This is a genomic window from Rhizobium changzhiense, assembly GCF_013087625.1.
In the GTDB taxonomy this organism is placed as follows: Bacteria; Pseudomonadota; Alphaproteobacteria; order Rhizobiales; family Rhizobiaceae; genus Rhizobium; species Rhizobium sophorae.
On record NZ_JABFCQ010000003.1, the window covers coordinates 482,483 to 499,928 of the forward strand.

Below are 17,446 nucleotides of genomic sequence, written 5' to 3' on the forward strand. Positions count from 1 at the left end.
GTAGGTGGTAGCGCTACCATCTTTGGGCAATGTCCAGCCGTTCCGGATCTTGGGAGCACGCTGGAATAGGCAAAGCGGCTCGATAAGGGAGGATCGAAGCATGGCGATTAGCAGACGCAGATTCATTGGAAATTCCGCCGCCGCGATGGTCGGCGCAGGCCTAATGACGACGCTGGGCACAAAGGCCTTCGCGCAAAGCCAGGATACGCTAAGGCTCGCTTTTGCCGCCCGCGGCGTGAGGACGATCGACCCGGCGAAATCGATCCAGGGCGCCGACGAATGGGCAATCATCCATATTCACGACCTGCTGGTGGAGCTGCCGCTCGGCCATTTCCCTGAAAACATCAGCGAGGTTCAGCCGAGCCTTGCCGAAAGCTGGACCATGTCCCCCGATGCAAAGGTCTGGACCTTCCAGCTTCGCAAGGGCGTCCAGTTCCACAAGGGCTATGGCGAGATGACCGCCGACGACGTGAAGTTCACGTTTGACCGGCTGCGCGATACCAAGGAGATCAGCGCCAACCGCGTCCTTTTCGACAACATCGCCGACGTGAAGACAGACGGGCCGTATAAGGTAACCTTCACGCTATCGCAGCCGGATCCGCTATTCCCGATCGGGCCGCTCAGCCACTATTCGGCCAGCGTCATTTCGGCCAAGGCTTACAAGGAAAAGGGCAAGGAAGCGATCGAGAAGGATCCGATCGGCACGGGGCCTTACCAGCTCGAAAGCGTCGAGAGCGACCCGTCTCAGGGCGTCAAGCTCAAGGCCAATGCGGATTATTTTGGCGGCGCGCCGAACATCCCGAACATGCAGGTCATGTATATCGCCGATACGACGGCGCGCACACTGGCCTTGCTTTCGGGTGACGTCCACATGATCGAGGGCGTGCGCTCTCCGGGCTGGGTTCCCTCCATGCAGCAGCGCAATTCCGCGCTTCTCTTCGACGTCGCATCGCCTGGAAGCTTCTTCACCATCCAGATGAACCTGCAGGTAAAGCCCTTCGACGATATCCGTGTCCGCCATGCCGTCGCCTATCTCATCAACCGCGACGAAATCGCCGCTGCGATGTCGCCGGTCAGCCAGCGGACCTACGGCATCAATCCGCCCTCCTATCTGGGCGGCTTTACCAAGGACAGCATCCCCGAAGAAGTTCGCTACGACTACAATCCGGAGAAGGCCAAGCAGCTTCTCGGCGAAGCGGGCTTCCCGAACGGCTTCAGCTTCACGGCCGACACCTCTCAGCGCGAGGACTATTCCTCGGTGATGCTGATCATTCAGCAGCAGCTTCGCGCCGGCGGCATCGACATGAAGCTGAACATCAAGGACCACACGGCCTTTCATGCCGACCAGGGCAAGGGCACCAATACCATGTACCAGCGCTCGGCGGCCTATCCGCCGGTTCCGACTCAGGCGATCATCGAACAGCTGTCGGCCAATGCCGAGGTCAAGTCGGATGGATCAGGGGGCCCGAACTTCAGTCATTACGGCGTCGCGATCCTTGGCATTGACGATCTTCTCGGCAAAGCCATGGACGAGCCCGATCTCGGTAAGCGCATCAAGCTGGTGCAGGAGATCGAGGTGAAGTTCCTCAGCGACATGCCGCTGCTGCCGATCTCGGACAACGGCTATCTGGTCGTTCGTTCGCCTTCGGTCGATCTCGGCTACGAGCTGAAGTCGGGTTATGCGCATTGGCGCCTTACCAAGGCAAAGTTCGTCTGAGACGCGACTAGCGGTCATCCGCGCCTTTCATCCGCCGCTCTGAAAGATCCCCGGGGCTGTTTGTTCCGGGGGAGGGTGGTCGTGTCACTCCCGCTCGCGGCGGGGGCGAGGCTTTGCCCGAGGGTCAAGCCGGCTCGAATCGAACGGAGGCGCCAGGCCTCCATCAGGTCTAATCGCAAAGGATTTGCAGGCAATGACTTATGCATCGGTCACCATCGCCCTCCCGACAGGAGCATCAGATTCTGTCCGCTGGGCCGCCTCGGAATTGAGGGCGGTCCTGAAACGCCGCGGCGTTTCTTCGACCGAAGGCAGCGCGACCAATGGGGGCACGCTGGTCGAGGTGGTTAGCGGAAATGGCAGGCCGTCGCTGAAGTCGCCGGTCGAATTGCCGGAGAAGGAAGAGTCCTTTTCGCTCTATCGCGAGGGCGCGCATGTTGTCGCCTGGGGCCGCGATGACCGTGGTCTCGTCTTCGCTCTGACGGAGCTCGCCGACCGGGCCCGCTATGCGCAAGGCGAGGACGTTTTCGAGGGAACCTTTCCACTGGTTGAAAGGCCCTCGGCGCGCATCCGCAGCATGGCACGTCTCTTTTGCAGCGAGGAGGAGGACAAGGCCTGGTTCTACGACAAGCAGCAATGGCGCGACTATCTCACCATGCTCGCTTCGAACCGCTTCAACCGCTTCTCGCTGACGCTCGGCATGGGATACAACTACCCCTATCACAATCCGTGGATCACAGACGTCTACTTCTACTTCCCCTATCCCTTCCTCATGAAGGTGCCGGGCTTCGAGGTCGAGATCGTCGAGCTTTCCGAAGAGGAGCGCGACACCAATCTGGAGATGCTGAAGTTCATCGCCCGCGAGGCGGCGAAGCGCGGACTGGAATTCCAGCTCGCGCTATGGACCCAGCGGTATGACTTCGACGATGTGCCACGCGCCAACTACACCGTGGCGGGCGTGACCGACGCCAATCTGGCACCGTATTGCCGGGCGGCGCTGACGCAGCTGCTGACTGAGGTTCCGGAGATCACCGGTCTGACTTTTCGCGTCCATGTGGAAGGCGGCATTGCAGAAGGCGACTATGGCTTCTGGAAGGAAGCCTTTGCGGGTGTTGCCGCCGCCGGGCGGCCGATCGAGATCGACATGCACGGCAAGGGCCTCGACCACACGATGCTGCAGATTGCCCGCGAAACCGGCATGCCTTTCGCCGCTTCGCCCAAATATCTGGCCGAGCATATGGGGCTGCCCTATCACCAGTCCGCTATCCGCGACCGCGAATATCCGCCGGAAGTGGCGCGTAGCGAGCGCGAGAAGCTGAGCGAAGGTTCCCGCAAGTTCCTGCGCTACAGCTACGGCGACCTCCTGACCAAGGACAAGGACTACAAGGTCATCTACCGCATCTGGGCCGGCACGCAGCGCGTGCTCCTCTGGGGCGATCCCGATCTTGCCGCGGGTTACGGCCGCAGCTCGATGTTCGCCGGCTCCGATGGCGTGGAGTGGTGCGAGCCGCAAAGTTTCAAAGGCCGTATGGGCACCGGCATCCCCGGCGGCCGTTTCAATTACCAGAAACAAGGCATGGCGACGCGCTATGACTGGCAGAAATACGACTACCAGTACCGCGTCTGGGGCCGCCTGCTTTATTATCCGGAAGCCCCGCGCGATAGCTGGATGCGCTACCTCGCGCATGAATGCGGCGATGCGGCCGAATATTGCGAAAAGGGCCTGTCTTTTGCCGGCAAGGTGCTGCCGCTCGTCAGCCTCACCCACGGCCCCTCGGTCTCGAACAATCACTACTGGCCGGAGGTCTATACCAACCTGCCGCTGATCGAGGGTACGGGGCAGCGCGCTTATGGCTTCGACATGGACGGGCCGGTTCGTTTCGGCAATGCGCCGACCTTCGATTCCGCCCTCTTCGCGACGGCGCGCGAATATGCGGAATTGCTCCTTGCCGGCAAGGCGTCGCACCGCTATACGCCGCTCGACATCGCCGACTGGCTGGAAGAGCTTGCAGAAGGCTGCGACCAGGCCGTGCTCGACGCCAAGAAGACGGCCAGCTTCGCGACCCCGGCCGTGCAGCGCATCGTTGTCGATGTCGAAATCTGCGGCGGGCTCGCTCGCTTCTTTGCCGAGAAGTTCCGGGCTGCCTGCTGGGCGGAACTCTTCGTCGCCACCAAGGTCTCATCGCTGGTGGAGCCGCTTCTCGATCACGCGCGCCGCTCCGTCATGGCCTGGGAACGGGTCGCCGACATCTCGCGCGATTTGTACCAGGACGATTTGACCTATGGGCCACAATCCTGGCTGCGCGGCTCCTGGCACACGCGTCTGCCGCAGATCCAGGCCGAGCTTCTCGATCTTGAATCGCTGCGCGGCGGCGGAAAGTATGAATCCGTCAAAGCCGACGAGACGGTTCAAGCGGCTATCGATGCCATCAAGGCACGCCGGGCCGTCGTCGCGGGCAGTCTGGAAGTCGAGGCGGCCTTGTCCTTCAATGCCGGCGCCGGGTTCGATGTCCGCGTCAGCGGCGAAATGGACGGCGAACCGATCCTGCACTACCGCCACGTCAATCAGGCCGAACGGTGGAAATCGACGACGATGTCGCGAACCGGCGAAGGTTACGCGGCCTCAATTTCCGGCGACTACACCCAGTCCGAGTTCCACCTGCAATATTTTGTCAGCTCGAAGAAGAACGGACAGGCCGTGCTGACGCCTGGTCTCGATGGCAAGCTGGCCAACGAGCCATACTACACGGTCCCGCAAAGCTGAGGTTCGCGGCCAGGTGGCCGCGCCTTCACCTCTCCACGTCTACAGCCTGAAGCAGCAGACGTGGAGAAAACGAAATGACGCCGCCGATCGCGGCGGAAACGGAGGAGAGCTCTACATGGCCCGATACCTGTTGCTCAGGCTGGCTGATGCCATCCCGACGATACTGCTGGTGCTGACGCTGGTCTTCATTGCCATGCGCATCCTGCCGGGCGACCCGGCGATTGCGGCGCTCGGCGACATGGCGACGGCCGACCAGCTGGCTCTGTTCCGCGAAAAGATGGGCCTCAACGTGCCCCTCTGGCACCAATATATCAACTTCGTCATCGGGGTCTTCACGCTCGATCTTGGCAAGTCGCTGATGACGGGCCAGAGCGTCCTCGGCCTGATCGCCTACAATCTGCCCTATACGATCGAGCTTACAATCGTCGCCATGGTGATGGGTCTTGCCGTCGGCGTTCCCTTCGGCGTCTATGCCGCGACGAACCGCAACAAGACGCCGGACTCGGCCATGCGTGCCTTCTCGCTGGTCGGCTATGCCATACCGGACTTCTATCTCGGCGCGCTGCTTTTGATCGTCTTCTCGCTCAATCTCGGCTGGTTCCCGATCAATGGCGGCGGCACGGGTTTCGTCGATCGGATGCACCATGTCTTCCTGCCGGCACTGACGCTCGCCTTTGTCAAAGCCGCCTTCATGGGCCGCCTGACACGAACATCGCTGCTCGAGGTGCTCGGTCGCGACTACGTGCGTACCGCCCGTGCCAAGGGTGCACGCGAGACGCGCGTGATCTATCGCCACGGTTTGCGCAATGCCTTGCTGCCGCTGACGACAGGCATGGGACTGAGCATGCTGGCGACGCTCTCCGGCTCGGTTGCCATCGAATTGGTCTTCAACCGCCCAGGCATCGGCAAGCTTCTCATCAGCGCCATCGCCGAGCGCGACTATGCCGTGATTCAAGGCGGCGTGGTGGTCTTCGCAATGCTCGTGGTGCTGGTCAACCTGCTGATGGACCTCCTCTACATCGTTGTCGATCCGCGAATTCGGGTGAAGTGATGACTACGACATTTGAACCAACTCCCCCTGTCATTGCAGATGATCATCGTCTGGCGGATGCCATAAAATGGATTCTCTACGGCCGAATCTCCACAAGCTTTGCTCTTGTCATCGTTGTCTGCTTTATCTTCGTGGCGGTCTTTGCGCCGTGGCTGGCGCCCTACGACCCGCTGGCCCAAAGCATCCTCGCGATCAACAAGACGCCGTCCATGCAGCATTGGCTCGGCACCGACCAGTTCGGCCGGGACGTACTCTCTCGCATGATCTACGGTTCGCGAAATTCGCTGATCTTCGGCATCACCTCGCCGATCCTGGCGGCGATTTTTGGCACGATTCTCGGCGTCGTCGCGGGCTATTTCGGCGGTATTACAGACCGCATCATCTCGCGCGTCATCGACCTGCTTCTTGCCTTTCCGGAATTGCTGCTCGCAATCATCATCGCGGCCGTGCTCGGCGGCGGCTTCTGGAACATCATCACCGTTATCACCGTCGCCTTCATTCCGGGTTTTGCGCGCGTGGCACGCGCATCGACGCTCGCTGTCAAGCAGGAGCCCTATGTCGAGGCCGCGATCGCCGTCGGCGTGCGTACGCCGGTCATCATCTTCCGTCACATCATCCCAAATATTGCCGCGCCGATCGTCGTGCTGATGACGCTCTGGGTTGCCTCTGCCATCCGCCTCGAAGCCTCGCTGAGCTTTCTCGGCATAGGCACACAGCCCCCGAACCCGAGCTGGGGCAATATCATCCGTGATGGCCTCAACAACCTGTTCGGCTCCTCCTGGCCGGTCATCGGTGCGGGCATCGCCATCACCTGCGTCGTGCTAGCCTTCAACCTGCTGGGCGATGCCGTGCGGGACGTACTGGACCCGGAGACCGCCCAATGACCGCACCCTTGCTGAAAATCCAAAACTTGACGGTCGATTTCGGTCCCCCGGCCAATCCCATTCGCGTTGTCAACGGCGTCAGCCTGGAAGTCGAGGCTGGTGGCGCGGTCGGCATCGTCGGCGAATCCGGGTCGGGCAAGTCGGTCACCTCGCTTGCCATCATGCGCCTGCTGCCGGAGATCTGCCGGATTTCCGCCGGCAGCGTGGAGTTCAACGGCACCAATCTCCTGACGCTGCCTGCGCGCAGCATGCCGCAGATCCGCGGCCGCGACATCGCCATGATCTTCCAGGAGCCGATGAGCTCGCTCAATCCGCTCATGACGATCGGCGACCAGATTGGCGAAGCGATCAAGCTGCACGAAAACATCAGCCGGGAGCAGCGCCGCGCTCGCGTGATTGAGCTCCTGAAACTCGTCGGCATACCCGACGCGGAAGGTCGCCTCGGTGCCTATCCGCACCAGTTTTCAGGCGGCATGCGCCAACGGGTGATGATCGCCATGGCAGTCGCTTGCAATCCAAAGCTGCTGATCGCCGATGAGCCGACCACCGCTCTCGACGTCACGATCCAGGCGCAGGTGCTCGACCTGATGCAGAAGATCCGCCGCACACTGAACACGGCCGTGCTGCTGATCTCGCACGACCTCGGCGTCATCGCCGAGGTCTGCGACCGGGTAATCGTCATGTATGCCGGTCATGTCGTTGAAGACGGCGACGTCCGTTCGATCTTCGCCTATCCCAGCCATCCCTATACCCGGGGATTGCTGCGATCGATACCGCGCCTGAGCGACGAGGACGGCGGCCAACTCTACCAGATTCCTGGCTCGGTCCCGGCCGCCGGCTCGGTGAAAGTGGGGTGTCCTTTCTATACGCGCTGCCCACTTCGCGTCGAGAAATGCTCGCGCGAGATGCCGCCGATGTTTTCCTTCGGCGCCTCGCACAAGGCCGCCTGCTGGGTCACCGGAGAAGCAGCGGCGCCGTTGCAAGCGATCGGGGAGAAAATGTGATGACGGCTATCCTACGCGCCGAAAATATCCAGAAGGTCTTCTCGAGTGGCGGAGGCCTTTCATTCGGACAGCCGAAGCAAGAGGTGAGGGCCGTTGACGACGTCAGCCTGGAAGTGATGAAGGGCGAGACGTTGGCGCTCGTCGGCGAATCCGGCTGCGGAAAATCCACGTTCGGCCGCCTGCTGTTGCGGCTGATCGAGCCGAGCGCCGGACGTGTCGTTTTCCACGGAACCGACCTCACCACGCTCTCGCATGAGAAGATGCGGGCGATGCGCCAGAAGCTGCAGATGATCTTTCAGGACCCCTATGGCTCGCTCAGCCCCCGCCGCAGCGTCGCCGATATCATCGGCGAGCCTCTCGATGCTTTCGGTCTTACCCGATCCAAGCGGGAGAAGCGGGAGCGCGTCGCCGACCTCCTGAACCAGGTCGGTCTGTCACCGAGCGCCATGGACCGCTATCCACGCCAGTTTTCCGGCGGCCAGCGCCAACGGATCGGCATTGCCCGGGCAATCTCGCTTGAACCAAGCTTCATCGTCGCCGATGAGCCGGTCTCCGCGCTCGACGTTTCCGTGCAGGCGCAGATCATCAACCTGATGCAGGATCTGCAGAAGAAGAAGGGCTTTTCCTTTCTCTTCATCGCCCATGATCTTGCCGTGGTGCGTCATATCGCCGATCGTGTCGCCGTCATGTATCTCGGTCGCATCGTCGAGATCGGCCCGAAGCGCTCCGTCTACAACGCTCCCCAACATCCCTATACGCAGGCCTTGCTTTCGGCAGCTCCCGAGCCCGACCCGGATCGCAAGGCCAGCCGCATCGTGCTCCAAGGGGATGTGCCGAGCCCAACGCGCATCCCAACCGGCTGCAGTTTCCACACTCGCTGTCCGATTGCTCAGGATATCTGCAAGGTCGAGCGCCCACCGCTTCGCGAGGTCGCCGCCGCCCAGTTCGCCTCTTGCCATTTCGCCAGGCCCAAACCGATTCCGGTGCCGGCGTGAGACGGCGGATGCGCCGCTTGCCGTCGTTATTAGTAACGACATCAAATCCTTGAGCTCGGTCTGACACAGGAGAATGAAACCCGTGGAAGAGAAGGATTTTCATGGCCGCGTCCAGTCCGTCGATCGCGCGATGATGTTGCTCGAAGTGTTGGGCGAAGATGAGGAGGGCAACCGCCTCAGCGACCTTGCCAGCCGCACCGGGCTGGCACCTTCGACGGTTCACCGCCTGCTGACGACGCTCGAGCAACGCCAGTTCATCCGGTTCGATCCGGCCGGCCGTCTCTGGCATATCGGCCGACAGGCCTTCGCTATCGGTTCCGTCTTCGCGCGCCAGCGCAATATTGCCGCCACGGCTTTGCCGTTTCTGCGCCGCCTGCGAGATCAGAGCCGCGAGACCGTCAATCTCGGCATTGCCGATCGAGGCGAGATGCTGGTGGTGAGCCAGATCGAAAGCCGTGAGATCGCCCGTGCCGCCGCCCATATCGGGGGCAGGGTGCCGATGGCGGCTTCTGCCATGGGCAAAGCCATTCTCGCGACCTATGCGGACGAAGACGTCACGGCGATCCTCGCGTGCCACGGCTTGCGGCGCCTGACGGCAAATACGCTCACACGCCGTACCGGCCTCGTTGCAGAGCTTGAGACGGTCCGCCGGAACGGTCACGCCGTGGACGATGAAGAGTGCCAATCAGGATTGCGTTGCGTCGGCGCCACCGTCTACGATCACCAGGGAGAGGCACTATGCGCCATTTCGGTCTCGGGTCTTGCCACGCGGATCACCGGGGATCGCATTGCAGTGCTCGGGTCGCTGGTCGCCGAGGCCGCCGGCCGCTTGACGCTCGGTCTCGGTGGAATTCTGCCTGGTCACATTGCGGCCGAGTGAGTGACACCGTCTTCGGTGCCGTTACCCTTTCGGATGGTGGACGGCCCGCATCGCCCGCCCCGGTGGCGAAACGGGCCGATCCTTTCGCGTCGGCGATCAGCCTACGACGATGACCTCATGATCGAGCACCTGGCTGATCTCGATCACCAATTCCTCGCCTTCGACCTTGACCTTCGGCTGAAGACCACTGACCCTCAGGGCGACCTCAGGCGCGGCGCGCGAAGCCGTCTTTCGCCGTAGCCGCAGCGTTACCGGGCCGATAGGCACGAGTTCCGCCTGCCGGCCGGGGATACGCGAGGTGAGGATGCGGTTGTTGAGATGGACAATCTGCCGTTCACCCTGCCGATAGGCCGCGGCTGTGATGAACCCATGGCCACCCTCCAGCGCGAGAAACGCGCGATCGGCCAGGATCCACTTGACTGCATTGGCAATCAACCGGCCATGCTCGAACTGCTCGTCGCGTGCGAAGCACCGATCGAGATCGGCGACGAACCAGACGAAACTGCTTCCATTCGCACCCTCTCGGACGGTGATCGCCGGCAGGTCAGTATGCGGCTTGCGCATCCAGGATGTTTCCGGCGGATAGATCGGGAAATCCGGGATAAAGGTTGCAAGTACCGTAACATCGCTTTCGGCAGCGACGACCGGCAGGAAGCCTCCGAAGGGCAGGGTATCGGTCTCCTCGAAACCGGCGAGAACCGGATGCCGCTCCCCTGAGGCCTTCGGCGCCGTTTCGTCTTTCGGTCCGTGCACGCCGGCGCGAAGCTCAGGTGAAAGCCGCAGATAGGTATGACGGGCGCTGGTCTCGATATCGGCATTGACCAGTTCCTGTCCGCCAAGGCTGGCGCCCTTGCTATGCAGGCCGAACAGATCGCCAAGCGCAAAATCGGGGCGCTTGTCGCCATACTGGTTGTAGAGACTGGTTTCCGATGAAGCGATCACCGACCCGCCCTGCGCGGCAAAGGCCCTGATGGCATCGGCCTGTTCGTCTGAGATGGCGGCGAGATTGGGCAGGATCAAGACGCGGAAGCGACTGGCCGCCTTGGCAATGTCGTCGGCATGCACCGGAAGATGAGGGATGCCGGCTCGGTCGAGTGCCCTCAACGCGCCGCGATAGGGGTTCATCGTCCGGTCGTTGGCATAGTCGCGTCCGTGGAAGTCGTGGTTCGTCTGTGACCAGACGACGCCGACATCAGCTTCCGGCCGGCGGTTGAAGAGAACGTCTTCGTTCGCTTCGTGCCAGGTGAAGATCGGTTCGGCGGTCGTGTATTGCCGGCGATCTTCATGCGAAGAGCCGATATGGTGCCACCATGGCTGGATACCACCTGCAAAAGCTGCCGATGACCAGAGCCTGACTTCGGCAACCGGCATGCTGGCAAGCCGGAAAGCAGGCGAACCAAGTTGATATTGCGGCGTGCTTTCCGGGATGAGTTTGTCCCAACCACCGACCTCGTGGAGCCGTTTGCCAGCTTCTGTGTTGCCTTCGAAGCCGTCGACGCCGTTCCGGCGCTGATGGTCGAGCATCACGATCGGACTGCGGCTGAGGATAGCCGGCAGGTCGATGAAGCGATTGCAATTGTTGAGCACGTCGCCGCTGATCATGCCCATCCAATGGCAGTCCCTGCCGCCGGCCTTGGTCGTGACCCGGTTGTTCAGCTCCCAGAGATCTGTGCGTCGCTGGAAGTTCCAGCGGATCCAAAGCCGGTAATTCTCGTCGACCCAGTCGTGGCGGCGCGGCAGATCAACGCCCGATGAGGTGAAGAACTTCTCCTCGCAATACCGGCAATAGCAGATGTTCTTGCGCGGAATCCCCGCCCAGCTGTTGTCGGCGAAACCATCTGGCCGGCTTCGCTCGATGATCTCTTCCATGATCAACGGAAGATATTCGCTGTAGTATGGCGAGTTTATGCAGGTGACGTATTTGTCGGCCTGTCGATATGGCTTACCCTCGATGTCGAGGCAGATCCAGTCCGGATGGGCGCGGTAGAAATCCTCGGCCACGCGATTGGAATCCATGCGGGCGATGACATTCAGGCCCTCCTTGCGGGCCGCTGCGACGATCTCGCCATAGAGGTCGCGTTCGCCGAGCGCCTCGGCACGGTGATGCAGCGGGAATTTCGTCGGATAATAGCTGACAATACCGCCGGCATTGACGATCACGCCGTTGATACGCGTGCGGCGCCAGTGTTCCCGCCACCAGTCGCCATCGTAGCGTGCCGGGTCGATCTCCACCAAGTTGGTCTGGCCCCAACGTCTGGCCGTGCGGTACCAAGGTTCCGATCCCATACGATAAATGCTTTCTCTTCGATTGATCTGCCGACAGGTTAGAGAATTTCCGGCTCGCGTCTCGGTTCTTCGGCGAGAATTCCACGATGCGGAAAAGTGTATGGGCTGCTCCTACCCTTCCGGTTGACTCCGCCAGGCTTTCTTGGGAAGGAGCGATCAGGCCGTCGACTGCACGTCACGGGGGGAGATATCTTGCGCAGCCGCCGGACAGATGGACGTCCCACGATCGCCGACGTCGCACGCCTGGCCGGCGTCGGCGCGATCACTGTCTCGCGTGCGCTGCGCGATCCGTCGCTGGTGTCGGCATCCTTGCGGGAAAGCATCGACAATGCGGTCCGCCAGTTGAACTATATTCCCAATCTCAGCGCCCGCGCGCTTGCCTCGATCCGAACGGACGTGATCGGCGTGCTCGTTCCCTCGCTTACACAGAACATTTTTTCCGACGTGTTGCGCGGTATCTATGACGGCGTCGAAAGCACCGAGCTCCAGGTCCAGATCGGCAATACCCGCTACTACCAGGAGGAGGAGGAGCGGCTGATCGCTCAGATGCTGCGTCAGAAGCCGGCCGGCATGATCATCTCCGGTGTCGACCAGAACGAGGCCTCGCGACTTATGCTGAAAGAGGCCGGCTGTCCGGTCATCCAGATCATGGATCTGAGCGACGATCCGATCGACACGATCATCGGCTTCTCCCACTATCAGGCCGGCCGTGCGATCACCGAGCATCTTCTCGAATCCGGCTATAGCAATATCGGCTTCGTCGCCGGCTGGATGAATGGCCGATCGCTGTCGCGCCTTTCCGGCCTTCGCGACGTGCTGACCGAAGCCGGCCTTTTCAATCCTCGTCTCATCACACCGATCGACACGACCCATCAGCCACGTGGCGGTGCAAGTTCCGAAGCGCGCCGCTTTGTCACGCCGCTCGCCGCACGCCGACTGCTAGCGGACATGATCGAGGCTGAGCCCGAAATTGATGCCGTCTTCTGCAACAACGACGTAATGGCGCTCGGTTCGCTCTTTGAATGCATGCAACGCGGTCGGCGCGTACCTCAGGACATGGGGATCGCCGGGTTCAACGATTTCGAGGTCATGGAGGCCGCCTATCCGGCGATCACCAGCGTGTATACGCCGCGCTGGGAATGCGGCTACGAAGCTGTCATGAGGCTCCGTCGCCGGCTGGATGGCGACAATAGCGGCGAAAAGATCGTCGATCTCGGTATTAAAGTCAAAACGCGCGAAAGCACCGATCGGAACGGCAAGCTACCGTCTTCACCGCGATAGCTGTGACGCGGATCAAGCACCGACACATAGCGCGAGAAGGTCTCGATCACGGTCAGCACCCGCAACTTCTTTCCGGTCGCCAGCCGGTCGTGACCGAAGTCCATGGCCCAGACATCGGTCCAACCGCCATTCGCCGATCCTCCCGCAGTTTGGCTTTGACTCGGCGCTTTGGCGTTTTGTTCCGCAGTTGAAGGCCCAAGTCTCTGTTATAGGTTCTCTTGATGTTGGTGCCCCAACCCTCACGCTCTAAGAGCACATGCACCCGACGATCGCCGTAGATCACTTAGGTTTCGCAGATCTCGCGAATACGACGTTCCAGGCCGGCCTGATCGGCACGGCGAGAGGTGTAGTGGTCGCTTGAACGCGAAGTTCAGCGCCCCACAAGCACGCCGGATCGAGATCGCCCAATCGCGGCACATGGCCTTCACCACCTCCCGCTTGCGAGGCCTTAGAGCTTTCGGCGAATGACGTCCTGCACATCTCGCGGTCGAGTGTCAGGTCCGCGACGATCTTCTTCAGCCGTGCGTTCTCGTCCTCGAGTTGCTTCAGCTTCTTCATCTCCGGCGGCAACATGCCGGCATATTTCTTCTTCCAATAGAAGTAGGTCGCCTGGCTGATTCCCGCCCTCCGGCAGATCTCCGCCACCGGGGCACCTTCATCACCCTGCTTCAGAACAAACACTCAGCAAGTTCTCTACCATCCGCAGGCTGAGAGGGAACCGGAAATAGAGCCACATAGCGTGGGCGATGATTTCGACGGGAAAACGGTGGCGGCGATAAAGCGGATCACGGTTCGTCATGACCCGTTATCTTATGTCGATGTCCGTCTTTCGTTTAAGTTGATGCCGTATTCGGAGTTCCTCGCAAGTTCCCTCAATCAGACGGCAAGACGAGATCGCGGTACGCTTACGACGTTTTCACTGGGCCGTTCACCCGCTGGTTTCTAAGCAATTGCTTCATGTTTTCAAAGCGCTTGCCGTGTTCGGCATCTCGACGCAATCCGACAGCCGAACAGAGGATATCGACGACGACGAGGGCCGCGATGCGTGAGATCGTCGGCGTATAGATATCGGTATTGTCGAGCGTCTCGACCAGGATCGCCACGTCGCAATGGTCGAGCAGTGGCGAGCGTGATCCGGAAACCGCGATCACTTTGGCGCCGCCATCCTTGGCCACCTTGGCCACCTCAATCATTGCGATCGTGTGCCCGGTATTGGAGAAGATCACCGCAACGTCGCCGGCCTGCATCATGGATGCCGTCATCAATTGCTGGTGGGTGTCGGCCTGTGCGCCGCAAGGGACGCCGAACAGCGGAAACTTTTGCTGCGCATCGAGCGCCACGATGCCGGAGGCACCGAGACCGAAGAACTCGATACTCCGAGCCCCGCTAAGCAGGGCGATGGCTTCACCCAGCGCCTGCGTATCGAGATGGCTGCGCGCCCAATCGAGGCTGGTCATCGTATAGCCGAAGATCTTCTCGACCAGTTCCGCAGTGCTGTCATTCTTCGAAAGCACGGAATGGGTCGCGGTCGTACCGAGCGCCAAGCTATGGGCAAGCCGGAGCTTGAATTCCTGGTAGCCGCTGCAGCCGATCGCCACGCAAAAGCGGATCACCGTCGGCTCGCTGACATCGGACAGTGCCGCAGCCTCCGCCAGCGCGGCGTTGAGAATGCGGTTGGGATCCTCCAGCACGCGGTTGGCCACCTTGCGCTCGGATTTGCGAAGACCAGGCAGTGCCTGCCGCACGATTTCGAGTATGTTTTGCCCGGGATTGCGGCTGGATATCTCTTCATATGCCATCTGAGATTTCCTGCCACCGTGCACTACGCACCGTCAAGACGAAACTCGATGCCGTAGCGGGCGCGACGAAGCGTGATGGGTGCTTGCTCAGCCGCATTGTCGATCTCATCGGGCGCGATTGTGTTGAATGCGAACATGCCGTAGTGATGGGCGATTAGCGCGGCGATGGCGCAGCGACCGGAAAGCGTAATCGCTTCGGTAAGCGTCAGGTTGCCTGCAAAGCCGGACGTTCTCAGCGCCTCCGAGCGGCCATTGACCGGCAGAAGTGCCAGATCGGGCGCAAAGGCCTTGATCTCCTCACTCTGCCCATCGAATGGTATCGTATCGCCCGAGTGGAAGATTCTCACATTGCCGAAGCCCATGCCGTAGCCGAGAAACCGGTGTTTTCCTGCCTCGTCGCGCTCCAGGGTTTCGTGCGCGGCACGCATGACATGGAGCTCCAGGCTTCCAATCGTCTTACGATCACCGGCATCGACCTCGATCAATCGGCTGGCATCGAGACCGATCCGCTGCATGACGAACTCGCGCGAAGCAGAGGGCACCACGAAGTTCAGCTCAGGCAGGCGTTTTGCCAGCAAGCTCAGCGTCTCGCCGTCCATGTGGTCGGTGTGATGATGCGTGCACAGCACAAGATCGACCGGCCCGAGCTGATCCTGCGTCAGTGGTGCAGGGGCCATCCTCTCATGCGAAAAAACAGCACCGCGATATTTGACCGCAAGCGAATCCGAGAGATAGGGATCGATGACGATGCGCCAGCCATCCGCATCGATCACGAAACCGGCCTGTCCGAGCCAGTAGAGCGAGACGCCGTCGCCCGGCCCCATCTCGAGCCTAGCCGCGAGCGGTTCGTCGAAGGGGATCGTGCGAAGCGTGATCATGGGTCAGGCCGTCAGGGCATGCTGTTTCAGGCCGAGCGATTCCATCAGGTTGAAGACCGCCATCTCGGTCGCGCGGTTGACACTTTCCTCGGTGTAGCCCCCGATATGCGAACTGGCGATGACGTCCGCCCGCGAGGCAAGGCCGGGAAAAGCGGGCGGCTCGGGATCGAACACGTCGACGCAATAGCTCCGCAACTGCTTGGCGTCGAGCGCCTCGATCAACGCGGCCTCATCGACCAGCGAGGAGCGGGCCGTGTTGACCAGGATCAGGCCCGGCTTCACCGCCGCCAGCATTTCGCGATTGACCAGCGCGCGGTCCTTGCTCGGTGGGCAATGCAGCGTCAGGATATCGGCTTCCCGGAAAATCTCGTCATGCTTTGCCCAGCGAAAACGTGCGGGATCGATGCCAACGTCGGGACGGGCGGGATCGAAAGCCATCACGTGTGCGCCCATTGCGGCCGCCAGCCGGGCAACCGTGCCGCCGACCGCGCCGCAACCTATGATGCCGATCGTGCGGCCGAAGAATTCGATGCCGCGTCGGCGCGGCCAACTGCCGGCCTTCAGTCCCTGATCCGTATAGGGCAGATGGCGCATGGCCGAGAAGATCATCGCGATGGCGAGCTCCGCCACCCCCCGCGCATTGGCGCCGTCTGCCGTGCGGACTGCGATGCCGCGCGATTTCAACTCGCCGAGCGGCAGGTTGTCGAGACCAGTGCCATTGCGGCTCACGACACAAAGCCTCGACGCAGCGGCGATCACCTTCGGAGACACCGGCTCCACACCTGCAAGCCAGCCTGTGACATCAGGCACCAGCCGCAGCAATTCCGCTTCATCTGGCAGCTTGCCGGATGTCGCATAGACGATCTCGACGCCCTGGCGGGCCATGCCCTCGATTGCGGGATGCGGCGCTTCGGTCAGCGAGCGCGGCGTGACGAGCACTTTGTGGCCCACGGTTCAGCCTTTCGTAACATCGATCGCGATCTTCGAGATCGCGTCGAATTCCGGTCCTCTTTGCGGTATGTCGATATGGAAGACTTCCGCGATCACCTCCGTCCAGCCGTGGATGAAATAGACCCAGCCATCTTCTATCTGGAGGTTGCGCGCCTTCTCCTGCGCCCGAGCCTGGTCGAGAAAGATCAGCTCGCCGCGATAGTTAAGGTCCCAGGCGACGCCGTTTTCGGGAAAAACCACGGCATTCGTCAGCGGCGAACCGGGCGCATCCTTGCCGAGACCGGTGGCATTGATCACCACGGAGCCCGGCTTCAATCCGGCCACGATAGCGTCATTGTCCGAGGGCTGCGGCGCCAGGACATATTCGACCGGCACGGTCCTGCCCATCGCATTGTGAATGCGCCTGATCTCCTCGATACGGTGCTGGCTGCGATTGGAAACGATGATGCGCGATGGTCTGTCGCCCGCGCGCCGCTTATGCATCATGTGCCATGTCAGCGCGATCGTCGAGCCACCCGCACCGATCGAGAAAAGATCGGCGCCGGTGCGCTCGAAATAGCCGTCCCGCAGAAAGGCATCCATCGCCAGGCCCGATGAGATCGGGTCCTTGGCGTGGCAGATAAGCTTGCCGTCGCGCTTGGAGATGCAGCTCGTCTCGTCCATCAGCCGCGCATTCGGGTCGATCTCGTCGAACATATCCTTGCAGGCATTGAAGAGATCGATCTTGTGGGTGGTCACCAACGCGCCCAGCGACATCGGATCGTCGCGGATGAATGCGACGGCCTTGCGATAGGCTTCGGGTTCGGCATGCAAGGGGAAATCGATGCCCCTGATACCAGCGTCTTTCAGCCCGAGATGATCGGCCCAGGCTGGAAACACCTTCATGATCGAACTCTTGCCGGTGGTCACGCCGATGAAATAGAGCGTCGGCCGGGTTGCCGTAGCATAGAAGTTCATCG

The 17,446-nt window shown here is 61.3% G+C and carries 13 protein-coding genes and 2 pseudogenes; 8 read left to right on the plus strand and 7 right to left on the minus strand.

The genetic code is table 11. From position 1 onward, the window contains the following. Positions 1-100 precede the first annotated feature (100 nt). The 7 genes from G9X68_RS17355 (at position 101) to G9X68_RS17385 (ending at position 9,292) form a co-directional block, all read left to right on the plus strand. Positions 101-1,717: an ABC transporter substrate-binding protein gene (locus G9X68_RS17355; protein ID WP_171603443.1), complete on the plus strand. Its 1,617-nt coding sequence runs from the start codon at positions 101-103 to the stop codon at positions 1,715-1,717. 193 nt (positions 1,718-1,910) lie between these two features. Continuing rightward, the gene (locus G9X68_RS17360) at positions 1,911-4,478 is read left to right on the plus strand and encodes a hypothetical protein (RefSeq protein ID WP_171603444.1); all 2,568 of its coding nucleotides are present in this window, start codon (positions 1,911-1,913) and stop codon (positions 4,476-4,478) included. 115 nt (positions 4,479-4,593) lie between these two features. Continuing rightward, the gene (locus tag G9X68_RS17365; RefSeq protein WP_094087945.1) at positions 4,594-5,529 is read left to right on the plus strand and encodes an ABC transporter permease; all 936 of its coding nucleotides are present in this window, start codon (positions 4,594-4,596) and stop codon (positions 5,527-5,529) included. After that, entirely contained in the window at positions 5,529-6,413 is an 885-nt protein-coding gene (locus tag G9X68_RS17370) for an ABC transporter permease (protein ID WP_171376628.1), read from the plus strand. The genes G9X68_RS17365 and G9X68_RS17370 overlap by 1 nt, the downstream gene beginning before the upstream one ends. Continuing rightward, entirely contained in the window at positions 6,410-7,417 is a 1,008-nt protein-coding gene (locus tag G9X68_RS17375) for an ABC transporter ATP-binding protein (protein ID WP_171603445.1), read from the plus strand. Before G9X68_RS17370 ends, G9X68_RS17375 begins: the two co-directional genes overlap by 4 nt. Next, entirely contained in the window at positions 7,417-8,412 is a 996-nt protein-coding gene (locus G9X68_RS17380; RefSeq protein ID WP_171603446.1) for an ABC transporter ATP-binding protein, read from the plus strand. The genes G9X68_RS17375 and G9X68_RS17380 overlap by 1 nt, the downstream gene beginning before the upstream one ends. Positions 8,413-8,494: 82 nt before the next feature. Further along, entirely contained in the window at positions 8,495-9,292 is a 798-nt protein-coding gene (locus G9X68_RS17385) for an IclR family transcriptional regulator (protein ID WP_342355343.1), read from the plus strand. Positions 9,293-9,388: 96 nt separating this feature from the next. On the opposite strand, the gene G9X68_RS17390 is transcribed toward G9X68_RS17385, so the two are convergent. After that, positions 9,389-11,578 (minus strand): alpha-amylase family protein, encoded by a 2,190-nt coding sequence (locus G9X68_RS17390; RefSeq protein ID WP_171603448.1) that lies wholly within the window; start codon positions 11,576-11,578, stop codon positions 9,389-9,391. Between the two features lie 192 nt (positions 11,579-11,770). On the opposite strand from G9X68_RS17390, the gene G9X68_RS17395 reads away from it, so the two are divergent. Further along, positions 11,771-12,859: a LacI family DNA-binding transcriptional regulator gene (locus G9X68_RS17395; protein ID WP_244956182.1), complete on the plus strand. Its 1,089-nt coding sequence runs from the start codon at positions 11,771-11,773 to the stop codon at positions 12,857-12,859. On the opposite strand, the pseudogene G9X68_RS17400 reads toward G9X68_RS17395, so the two are convergent. The 6 genes and pseudogenes from G9X68_RS17400 to G9X68_RS17425 form a co-directional block, all read right to left on the minus strand. Then, a pseudogene (locus tag G9X68_RS17400) lies at positions 12,844-13,540 on the minus strand (transposase); the annotation flags it as partial. The gene G9X68_RS17395 and the pseudogene G9X68_RS17400 sit on opposite strands and share 16 nt — an antisense overlap. Next, a pseudogene (locus G9X68_RS17405) lies at positions 13,539-13,658 on the minus strand (IS6 family transposase); the annotation flags it as partial. The pseudogenes G9X68_RS17400 and G9X68_RS17405, both read right to left, overlap by 2 nt. A gap of 106 nt (positions 13,659-13,764) precedes the next feature. Next, the gene (locus G9X68_RS17410) at positions 13,765-14,658 is read right to left on the minus strand and encodes an SIS domain-containing protein (protein WP_171603449.1); all 894 of its coding nucleotides are present in this window, start codon (positions 14,656-14,658) and stop codon (positions 13,765-13,767) included. 23 nt (positions 14,659-14,681) lie between these two features. After that, positions 14,682-15,536: an MBL fold metallo-hydrolase gene (locus G9X68_RS17415; RefSeq protein WP_171603450.1), complete on the minus strand. Its 855-nt coding sequence runs from the start codon at positions 15,534-15,536 to the stop codon at positions 14,682-14,684. 3 nt (positions 15,537-15,539) lie between these two features. Next, positions 15,540-16,487 (minus strand): NAD(P)-dependent oxidoreductase, encoded by a 948-nt coding sequence (locus G9X68_RS17420; protein ID WP_342355344.1) that lies wholly within the window; start codon positions 16,485-16,487, stop codon positions 15,540-15,542. Positions 16,488-16,490: 3 nt separating this feature from the next. Further along, positions 16,491-17,444, minus strand: coding sequence for a shikimate dehydrogenase family protein (locus G9X68_RS17425; protein ID WP_171603451.1), 954 nt, complete (start codon positions 17,442-17,444; stop codon positions 16,491-16,493). Positions 17,445-17,446 lie beyond the last annotated feature (2 nt).

Bases quoted from the DNA above. Each gene is read 5' to 3' on its own strand.
- G9X68_RS17365 (WP_094087945.1), top strand. From the start codon at position 4,594: ATGGCCCGATACCTGTTGCTCAGGCTGGCTGATGCCATCCCGACGATA.
- G9X68_RS17425 (WP_171603451.1), bottom strand. From the start codon at position 17,444: ATGAACTTCTATGCTACGGCAACCCGGCCGACGCTCTATTTCATCGGC.
- G9X68_RS17375 (WP_171603445.1), top strand. From the start codon at position 6,410: ATGACCGCACCCTTGCTGAAAATCCAAAACTTGACGGTCGATTTCGGT.
- G9X68_RS17415 (WP_171603450.1), bottom strand. From the start codon at position 15,536: ATGATCACGCTTCGCACGATCCCCTTCGACGAACCGCTCGCGGCTAGG.
- G9X68_RS17380 (WP_171603446.1), top strand. From the start codon at position 7,417: ATGACGGCTATCCTACGCGCCGAAAATATCCAGAAGGTCTTCTCGAGT.
- G9X68_RS17370 (WP_171376628.1), top strand. From the start codon at position 5,529: ATGACTACGACATTTGAACCAACTCCCCCTGTCATTGCAGATGATCAT.
- G9X68_RS17390 (WP_171603448.1), bottom strand. From the start codon at position 11,578: ATGGGATCGGAACCTTGGTACCGCACGGCCAGACGTTGGGGCCAGACC.
- G9X68_RS17410 (WP_171603449.1), bottom strand. From the start codon at position 14,658: ATGGCATATGAAGAGATATCCAGCCGCAATCCCGGGCAAAACATACTC.
- G9X68_RS17360 (WP_171603444.1), top strand. From the start codon at position 1,911: ATGACTTATGCATCGGTCACCATCGCCCTCCCGACAGGAGCATCAGAT.
- G9X68_RS17355 (WP_171603443.1), top strand. From the start codon at position 101: ATGGCGATTAGCAGACGCAGATTCATTGGAAATTCCGCCGCCGCGATG.